Below are 779 nucleotides of genomic sequence, written 5' to 3' on the forward strand. Positions count from 1 at the left end.
ACAGCGCCCACAGCCTGACCGCGCAGAAGAAATGGAGCACCTTTCCCATGCTTGACCTGCTGATCAACAACACCAGCCTGCCCGACGGCCGCACCGGCATGACCATCGCCGTGCAGAACGGCAAGATCACCCAGGTCAGCGAAGGCCCTATCGCGGGTGCGCAAGCCCATGAAACGGTAGACGCCGGTGGCTACCTGCTGAGCCCGCCTTTTGTCGACCCGCACTTCCACATGGACGCCACGCTCAGTTACGGCCTGCCACGTGTCAATGAAAGCGGGACGCTGCTCGAAGGCATCGCGCTGTGGGGCGAACTGAAGCCCCTGCTCACAGCCGAAGCGCTTATCGAACGCGCCCTCACCTACTGCGACTGGGCCGTCGCCAAAGGGCTGTTGGCCATTCGCAGCCACGTGGACACCAGCGAACCCAGCCTATTGGCGGTAGACGCATTGCTTGAAGTCAAAAAGCAGGTCGCCCCATACATCGACCTGCAACTGGTCGCCTTCCCGCAAGACGGCGTGCTGCGAACAAAAGGCGGTATCAACAACCTGGAGCGCGCACTCGACAAGGGCGTGGACGTGGTCGGCGGCATCCCCCACTTTGAACGCACCATGGCCGACGGCGCAGCCAGCGTGAAGTTGCTGTGCGAGATTGCGGCCGAACGCGGCCTGCTGGTCGACATGCACTGCGATGAATCCGACGACCCGCTCTCCCGCCATATCGAAACCCTGGCCGACGAAACCCAGCGCCTGGGCCTGCAGGGCCGCGTCAACGGCAGCCAC

At 63.4% G+C, this 779-nt stretch carries 1 protein-coding gene; it reads left to right on the forward strand.

Annotated features, from left to right (window positions below):
* Positions 1-47: 47 nt before the first annotated feature.
* The coding region (locus AC1D1X_RS24810) for a cytosine deaminase (RefSeq protein ID WP_477699557.1) at positions 48-779 on the forward strand (732 nt) is incomplete at its 3' end.

Source organism: Polaromonas sp. P1_G4 (assembly GCF_056405475.1).